General features: G+C 70.7%; 9 protein-coding genes. 2 read left to right on the top strand and 7 right to left on the bottom strand.

From position 1 onward, the window contains the following. The 4 genes from VJS38_RS02840 to flgB all read right to left on the bottom strand — a co-directional run. The coding region (locus VJS38_RS02840) for an ATP-binding cassette domain-containing protein (protein ID WP_324086640.1) at positions 1 to 496 on the bottom strand (496 nt) is incomplete at its 3' end. 31 nt (positions 497 to 527) lie between these two features. After that, positions 528 to 842 (bottom strand): flagellar hook-basal body complex protein FliE, encoded by a 315-nt coding sequence (gene fliE, locus VJS38_RS02835; protein ID WP_324086639.1) that lies wholly within the window; start codon positions 840 to 842, stop codon positions 528 to 530. 10 nt (positions 843 to 852) lie between these two features. Continuing rightward, the gene (gene flgC, locus VJS38_RS02830; protein WP_324086638.1) at positions 853 to 1,272 is read right to left on the bottom strand and encodes a flagellar basal body rod protein FlgC; all 420 of its coding nucleotides are present in this window, start codon (positions 1,270 to 1,272) and stop codon (positions 853 to 855) included. A 17-nt stretch (positions 1,273 to 1,289) separates the two neighbouring features. Next, entirely contained in the window at positions 1,290 to 1,718 is a 429-nt protein-coding gene (flgB, locus tag VJS38_RS02825) for a flagellar basal body rod protein FlgB (protein ID WP_324086637.1), read from the bottom strand. A 93-nt stretch (positions 1,719 to 1,811) separates the two neighbouring features. Here flgB and VJS38_RS02820 point away from each other — a divergent pair, with 93 nt between their 5' ends. Beyond that, positions 1,812 to 2,084 carry a flagellar biosynthetic protein FliO gene (locus VJS38_RS02820; protein WP_324086636.1) on the top strand — a complete coding sequence of 91 codons (273 nt, stop codon included), beginning with the start codon at positions 1,812 to 1,814 and terminating at the stop codon, positions 2,082 to 2,084. After that, positions 2,084 to 2,872 (top strand): flagellar type III secretion system pore protein FliP, encoded by a 789-nt coding sequence (gene fliP, locus VJS38_RS02815; RefSeq protein ID WP_324086635.1) that lies wholly within the window; start codon positions 2,084 to 2,086, stop codon positions 2,870 to 2,872. The genes VJS38_RS02820 and fliP overlap by 1 nt, the downstream gene beginning before the upstream one ends. A gap of 67 nt (positions 2,873 to 2,939) precedes the next feature. Here fliP and VJS38_RS02810 read toward each other — a convergent pair whose 3' ends face one another. The 3 genes from VJS38_RS02810 to VJS38_RS02800 all read right to left on the bottom strand — a co-directional run bounded on the left by VJS38_RS02810 (position 2,940) and on the right by VJS38_RS02800 (position 7,242). Beyond that, positions 2,940 to 3,296: a cupredoxin family copper-binding protein gene (locus VJS38_RS02810; RefSeq protein WP_324086634.1), complete on the bottom strand. Its 357-nt coding sequence runs from the start codon at positions 3,294 to 3,296 to the stop codon at positions 2,940 to 2,942. 15 nt (positions 3,297 to 3,311) lie between these two features. After that, complete coding sequence (locus tag VJS38_RS02805) at positions 3,312 to 4,238, bottom strand: metallophosphoesterase family protein (RefSeq protein WP_324086633.1); 927 nt, start codon at positions 4,236 to 4,238, stop codon at positions 3,312 to 3,314. 73 nt (positions 4,239 to 4,311) lie between these two features. Continuing rightward, positions 4,312 to 7,242, bottom strand: coding sequence for a tetratricopeptide repeat protein (locus tag VJS38_RS02800; RefSeq protein WP_324086632.1), 2,931 nt, complete (start codon positions 7,240 to 7,242; stop codon positions 4,312 to 4,314). Position 7,243 lies beyond the last annotated feature (1 nt).

Here is a 7,243-nt window from a genome sequence, read left to right as displayed (position 1 = left end):
ACGGCTCGTCCATCAGCAGCATGGCGGGCTCGGCGGCGAGCGCGCGGGCGACGCCGACCCGCTGGCGCTGGCCGCCGGAGAGCGCGGCCGGCAGCCGGCCAGCGGTCTCGCGCGGCAGGTCGACGAGGTCGAGCAGGGTCTCGACGCGGGCGGCGATCCTGCCTGCGTCCCAGCGCATCAGCCGCGGCGTCACGGCGATGTTCTGGCCGACCGTCAGGTGCGGAAAAAGGCCGATCTCCTGGAAGACGTAGCCGATCCGCCGGCGCAGCTCCGCCGCCGGCCTGGCGCGGGCGTCGGCGCCCTCGATGCGGACCAGGCCCTCGTCCGGCTCCTCCAACCGGTTGATGGTCTTCAGCAGCGTCGTCTTGCCGGAGCCGGAGGGCCCCACCAGGGCGACGAACTCGCCGCGCGCGATCGACAGCGAGACGCCGTCCAGGGCGACCTGCGCGCCATAGCGCCTGGCCAGCCCCGCAAGTTCGATCATCGCATCGCCCATGGCTCAGCCTAACATGGCCAGCAGCGAAGCCTCAGATCGGCATGCGCATGATTTCCTGGTAAGCGCTGATCACCTGGTCGCGCACGGCCATCACCGTCTGCAGGCTGGTCTCGGCCGCGGACAGCGCAGTGGCCACGTCGACCAGCTCGGCCTTGCCCTGGACCTGGGCGACCATCTGGCTCTCGGCGGTGCGCGAGGACTGCACCACGTCCGTCATCGCCGACTTCAGGATGTCGCCGAAGCCGAGGCCTCCCGAGACCGCAGCGGCGTCGCCGCCGGCCCCGAGGTTCGCGGCCTTCTGGACGTTGGCGTAGGCCTTGGCGGCGGAAAGCGCGTCGATCGCCATCTAGGCCTGCCTACTTCTTCAGGAGGTCGAGGGTGCGCGCGTCCATCACGCGCATGGTCTCGATCACGTTGAGGTTGGCTTCGTAGGCGCGCTGCGCCTCCTTCATGTCGAGCGCCTCGACCAGCGGATCGACATTGGGCTCCTTCACATAGCCCTTGGCGTCCGCGGCCGGGTTGCCGGGCTCGTAGGTCGACTTGAAGTCGGTCGGGTCGGGCTGGACGCGGGCCATGCTGACGCCGATCGCGCCCGAGACCTTGGTCTGCTGGAAGACGGGGATCTGCCGGCGATAGGGATCCCCGCCGGGGGCGCGCGCGGTCGAGTTCGCGTTCGCCAGGTTCTCGGCGATGATCCGCATCCGCGACTGCTGGGCGCGCAGCGCCGAGGTGGCGATCGCCTGGGTGATCCCGCCCATCGACTTCATCTCGGCCATCTAGGGATCCCTTCGGCTCACTTGCCCGGCGCGCGGGCGGCCATCGTCAAGAGGCTCAGCGACTTCTGGTAGAAGCTGATGGCCGCGTCGTAGTTCATCCGCGAATCCGTCAGCTTCATCATCTCCTCCTCCAGGACCACCGAGTTGCCGTCGAGGCGCATCTCGGAATCCCGCGACGACTTCGTCTTAAAGCCGGACCGCGCCGAGCCGTCCTTTTCAGCGCCCGGCAGGGCCATGTGCCCCGGTTGGGTGACCGCCGGCGTCGCCCCGTCGGGGCCGCCAGGCGCCCGGGTCTTGGCGGTGAAGCTGAAGGGCGTCAGGTCCTTCGGCGTGAACCCGGGGGTGTCGGAGTTGGCGACGTTCTGCGCGATCACCTGCTGGCGCTCCGAGAGGTAGCCCAGGCGTCCGCGCAACATGGCGAACAGGGGAATCTGCGCGAGGTCCATGCGGAACATGGTGAATAAACAGGGTTAATCAGGGCTTAATCGACTCGCGCGACCGTGCGATGGAAGCCGCCTCCACGAGACGCAGAAGCGCTTATGAATCTTGCAGATTTCGCCCGCGCCATTTTCGCGCTCGCGTTAACCCTGGGCCTCTTGGGCCTCTGTGCAGCGGCGCTGCGGCGCTTCGGCCCGGACGTGCTGGCCCGCCTGGCGGCCCAGAAGAAAGAACGCCGCCTGGCGATCGTCGAGACCCTGGTCCTCGACCCCTCGCGCCGGCTGGTGCTGGTGTCCTGCGACGGCCGCGAGCGCCTGCTGCTGCTGGGCGACGGCCGCCTGCTGGATGGGCCGACGCCCGAGGAGAAGGCCTGATGCTGCGCGATCTCGTGAGGGCGATCCGCAGCCTGCCGGCGGACGAGTGGCGGCGCGCCGCGGGGCTGGCGGCGCTGACCACGCTGGCCAGCCTGGTGTTCCCGGCGGCGGCCGTGGCCCAGGCGGTGAACATCAACCTCGGCACCGGCGCGGGGCTGACCGACCGCGTCGTTCAGCTGATCGGCCTGATGACGGTGCTGTCGCTGGCGCCCTCGATCGTCATCATGACCACCTCCTTCGTGCGGATCGTGGTGGTGCTGAGCCTGCTGCGCACCGCGCTCGGCCTGCAGCAGAGCCCGCCCAACTCGGTGATCATCTCGCTGGCGCTGTTCCTCACCGCCGTGGTCATGGGCCCGACGCTCGATCAGTCCTACCAGCAGGGCGTCAAGCCGCTGCTCAACCACACCATGGAGCTGCCGCAGGCCTTCGACGCGGCGGGCGCGCCGCTCAAGCGCTTCATGCTGACCCAGGTCAACCGCGACGACCTCGCCCTGTTCGTGCGCCTGTCGAAGATCCCCCGCCCGGCCCAGGCGATCGACACCCCGATCCGCATCGTCACCCCCGCCTTCATGATCTCGGAGCTGAAGCGCGCCTTCGAGATCGGGTTTCTGCTGTTCGTCCCCTTCCTGGTCATCGACCTCGTCGTCGCCAGCGTGCTGATGAGCATGGGGATGATGATGCTGCCGCCGGTCACGGTCTCGCTGCCGTTCAAGCTGATCTTCTTCGTGCTGGTCGACGGCTGGCGGCTGGTCTGCGGGAGCCTGGTGGAGAGCTTCCACCCGCGGTAGAACTATAAATCCCGCTCATCCCGGCGCCGGGATGAGCGGGATTAAGGGCGGGCCGGCCTGAGGCGAACTATTTGACGGTGATCGTGGCGCGCATCTTCGGATGGATCGTGCAGATGTAGCTGTAGACGCCCGGCTTGCTGAACTTGAACGTATAGGTGTCATCCTCGTCCAGCGCGGCGGAGCGGAAGCTGCCGTCGGTGCTGGTGACGGTGTGCGGCTCGCCGTCGAGGTTCTTCCAGGTCACCGATCCGCCGACCGGCACGGAGACCGCCATCGGCTGGAAGTCGAAGTCCTTGATCGTCACCTGGACCGCGCCGGGCGCGCCGGCCGCTTGTCCGGCCAGCGCCAGGCCCAGGCCGGCGATGAGGGCGAAGCTTGCAGTGCGGAGCCTCGCCTTGAGGGGCGTGAAGCGCATCGGGATCATCTCTCTGCTCGAGGATCAGGCCAGTGTCGTGTCGGCCAGCTGCAGCGGCTTGTGCAGCGAGGCGAGGCGGACGCTGGTGACGCCGATCATGCGGGGCAACTGGTCGGCCGGAACCGTCAGCGGACCGGGCGCCGGGGCCGCACCGGGGGCCGGCTGCGGATAGGCGGTGGCGCGGGCGGTGTGGAAGGTGACGTGGCCGTCCACCTTGGAGACAATCTGGTGGATGTGGCCGTTGAGCACCGTCACCGAGCCGAAGCGGGCGAGCAGGGCCATCAGCTGGTCGTGGTCGCTGGAGCCCCAGCCCCAGGGATCGTAGACGCTCCACATCGGCATGTGGGCGAAGAGCGCGATCGGCTGGCTCGCGGGCCGGCCGGCCAAGTCGTCCTTCAGCCAGGCCAGCTGGTCCTGCCCCAGCGAGGCGAGGCCGCCCGGCTTGAACTGCATGACGTTGACGAGGCCGACCAGGTGCACGCCCTTGTGGTCGAAGCTGTAGTAGCCCTTGCCCTTCGAGGCCGCGCCGAAGCGGTTGAAGTACTCCGCCCCGACGCCGTCGGTGACGTCGTGCTCGCCCGGCGTGGTGTGGATCTCGGCCACCTTGAGCTGCTTCATCATCTGCTCGGCCTGGTCGAATTCGGCGGCCTTGGAGAGATGGGTGATGTCGCCGGTGTGCAGGACGAAGGCCGGCGGCTCGGGCAGGGCGTTGACCAGGCCGATGGCGCGCTGGAAGGCGCCGGCGACGTCGGGATTGGCGGCCTTGTTGAAGCCGATGTGGCTGTCGCTGAGCTGCACGAACAGCGGCGCGCCGACCATGGCGCCGGCGCCAGGCTGGGCGGCTTGAGCCAGATCGAAGCCGCCGAGCACGCCGCCCGAGAGGGCGAAGACGGTTCCGGTCCCTACGCCCAGGCATTTCAGGGCGCCGCGGCGGGTGGTGTCGTAATCCATGTCGAGGACCTCCAGATGCTTCTGGCGGACCAGACCGGACGGCCTGTCGATTTATTCCTTGGGCGCTAGGTAGCTAGCCCTTGGCCGGCCCGGGCCCCGCCTGCGCCTGCTTGGCCGAAGCCGCAGGCCTTGACGGCGGGCCGACCGGGGCGCGCGCGGTCTTGAAGCGGTTCTTCATCTTCGCCACCCAGCCGGCGAACATCTCGTTGTCGGCGGTGACCCGGCCGAAGTCGCCGACGCCCATCTTGCCCGTGGGCTCGCCCGAGAGCGCGATGCGCAGGGCCTCCGGATTGTGCGCCTGGTCGTAGAAGCCCTGGTAGCGGCTCTGCAGGCGCGCCAGCGAGCCCGTGTCGCCGGCCAGGCTGTAGGCGACGCCGGCGCGCAGGAGCCTGCCCTCCTCCTCGCTGGAGAGCGGCCCCGGCGACTTGAAGCGCTGGCCCAGCGCCTTCTCGAACAGGGGCGCTGCGGCGGCCCAGTCCTTCTGCTTCCAGGTGATCTCGGCGCGCAGCTCCTGGGCTTCGCTGGAATTGTCCTTGCCGAGGATCTCCAGCGCCGAGTCGTAGCGGCCGAGCGCGCTCCAGGCGCGGGCCTCCACCAGGCGGCGCTCGGCCGTCAGCGCCGCGGGCAGGACGGTGGTGCGCGAGGCGTTGATCGCCTGCAGCGCCTGTTCGGGCTTGCGGTCCATCAAATAGATGACGGCCAGGTCGGTCGAAACCTCGGCCCGCGGCGTCCCGTCGAGGCGGTTGTCGGCCTGGTACTTCAGGAGCTCGGCGGCCTGCGGCAGGAGGTCGACGTCGACCAGGCGCTTGACCAGCTTGCGCACCATCAGGTCGCCGTCGGCGCCCAACGGGGTCAGCTCCTTGAAGTCGTAGAACAGCGCCAGCGCCTGGACCGGCTCCAGACCGTCGGCCTGACCATCGAGGAAGAGGGCGCGGAAGGCGGTCGCCAGGTCGGTCTGCAGCGCCACCGCCTCGGGCAAGTCCTGGCGTCCGCCGCTGGTCGAGCGCAGCGCCTCCAGCGCCTCGCGATAGCGCCCCTGGGCGAGATAGAGGCGGCCCAGCGCCCGGATCGCCTCCAGCTCGGTGGCGTCGCCCCGCCAGCGGTAGCGCAGGTTGTCGTAGACCACCGCGGCCTGGACCGGGGTGATCGAGCCCTGTTCCTGGCGGATCTGGGTGGCGCGCAAGAGCGCCGGCGCCGACAGCGACTCCAGCGGCGCGCCGCTGATGGCGGTGTAGATCCGCAGCGCCCGGTCCTTGTGCCCCTCGGCCTCGATCACGCGGGCCTGCACCAGGCGGGTGGCCAGCTCCTCCAGCGGATCGACCTTCTCCTGCAGCGCAAGGTTGATCCGCGCGTCGGCCCCCACGAGGTCGTCCTGCCTGAGCGCCGCTTCCGCATCGGCGCGGGCGAAGCGGGCGCGCCAGACCGGCGGGAACAAGGCGTAGGCCTCGCCGCCCTTGGCGAACTGGGCGCGAACCTCGGTCCACTGCGCCTGCCTGGCCGCGCTCAGCGCCCGCCACAGCGCGCTCGACGGATCGTCCGCCAGGGCGGGCGAGGAGAAGTCGGCGTCGGCCTCCTTGTAGCGCCGGGCCATCATCCGGGCGACGCCGCGCAGGCCGCGGAACTCGGCGTTCTCCAGCAGCTCCGGGTGGCTGCGGGCGGTGTCGTTGAGCACCCCGATCGCCTCGAACGCCAGTTCCGAGCCGACCAGGAAACGGGCCAGCGCCATGCGCGCGGCCACCGGGCCGTCGCGGTCGCGGTTTCCCGATTCCGCCGTGGCCGCATCCAAGAGGGCGTCGTAGCGGGCGAGGAAGCCGCCCTCCCCGGTTCTCGGCCAGTGATCGTAGTCGACCAGCGCCGGCATGGCCGCGGCCTGCGGCGCGCCCAGGCTGTCCTGCGCCCGGCGCTGCGAGGCCCAGGCCGGCGAAAGCGTCAGGCCCCCCGGCCGGCCCAGGCGGACGATGTCGCCCTCGCGCTGGACCGCCAGGTCATCGACGTAGGGCTGGATCGCCAGCCCCTGGACCGACGGCAGGAAGGCCAGCTGCACATAGTCGCGCCGCGAGGCCAGCCCCTTGGCCGGGCCGAGCGCGGTGACCACGGTCAGGGTGTCGCCGGCCTCGGCGTCGGGCATGCGGATGATGCGCGTGGCGCCGGCGACGGGCGCCTTCAGGGCGGGCGGGCCGCTCTCCGGATCCCGCTGCAGGCGCACGATCGAGGGCTGGCTCTGCTGGCCGGGGCCGAAGGCGATCGTCCAGGTCGAGCCCTCGGCGACGGCGAACAACGGGGTGTCGCGCGAGGCTTCGATGCGCACCGCCGAGTAGTCGGTCCCGCGATACGCCTGGATGGCGCTGAACTGGGTGATCCCGCGCGGGGCCTTGGAGATATCGAGCGTCGCGGCCGCGTCGAACACGATCCAGACCGCGTCGCCGCGGCGGAAGACGGCCGCGCCGGCCGGATTGGCCCAGGTGAAGCTCAGCGCGACCTGGCCGTTGGCGACCTTGGAGTCCATGTGGACCACGCCGCCGGCCGGGACCGGGTTCGGCCGCGGCGGCTCGGGTTCGGCCGGCGCGGTGACCACCTGGGCGGTCTGCACGGGGGCCGCGGGCGCGGGCTTGGGGAAGACGTTGACGAAGGTCGCCCCGTCGGAGGCGCCCACCTTGGCGTCGGCGTCCTCGGTCAGCGTCAGCACCAGCTCGAGCCTGCCGCCGACGTGACGCGTCTCGGCGGTCTTGATCCAGCGGGGCGGGGCGGTGCGCAGGCGCGCGATGTCCGGATCGGCGTCGCGGCCGAAGCGGAAGGTCAGGATCTGGCCGTCGCGCCGGGTCTGGGCCTGGGCGCCCTTTCCGGCCCAGTGGAACTCGATGCGCGAGAAGCCCTCGGCCTGGGCGACGTGGACGTCGAGCCCCCCGGTCGGCGCGGCGGGCTTCGGCGGACTGGCCAGCACCGCAGGCGCGGCGACGCCGGCGATGCAGATCGCCGCGACGCCCGAGCGCAAGGCCTGGCGCAGG

It is taken from the genome of Phenylobacterium sp., assembly GCF_035276905.1.
Taxonomy (GTDB): domain Bacteria; phylum Pseudomonadota; class Alphaproteobacteria; order Caulobacterales; family Caulobacteraceae; genus Phenylobacterium.
Note: the sequence above shows the minus strand (reverse complement) of the source record. Positions and strands in the feature narration are given on the sequence as shown.

Bases quoted from the DNA above. Each gene is read 5' to 3' on its own strand.
- fliE (WP_324086639.1), bottom strand. From the start codon at position 842: ATGGCGATCGACGCGCTTTCCGCCGCCAAGGCCTACGCCAACGTCCAG.
- flgC (WP_324086638.1), bottom strand. From the start codon at position 1,272: ATGGCCGAGATGAAGTCGATGGGCGGGATCACCCAGGCGATCGCCACC.
- flgB (WP_324086637.1), bottom strand. From the start codon at position 1,718: ATGGACCTCGCGCAGATTCCCCTGTTCGCCATGTTGCGCGGACGCCTG.
- VJS38_RS02820 (WP_324086636.1), top strand. From the start codon at position 1,812: ATGAATCTTGCAGATTTCGCCCGCGCCATTTTCGCGCTCGCGTTAACC.
- fliP (WP_324086635.1), top strand. From the start codon at position 2,084: ATGCTGCGCGATCTCGTGAGGGCGATCCGCAGCCTGCCGGCGGACGAG.
- VJS38_RS02810 (WP_324086634.1), bottom strand. From the start codon at position 3,296: ATGATCCCGATGCGCTTCACGCCCCTCAAGGCGAGGCTCCGCACTGCA.
- VJS38_RS02805 (WP_324086633.1), bottom strand. From the start codon at position 4,238: ATGGATTACGACACCACCCGCCGCGGCGCCCTGAAATGCCTGGGCGTA.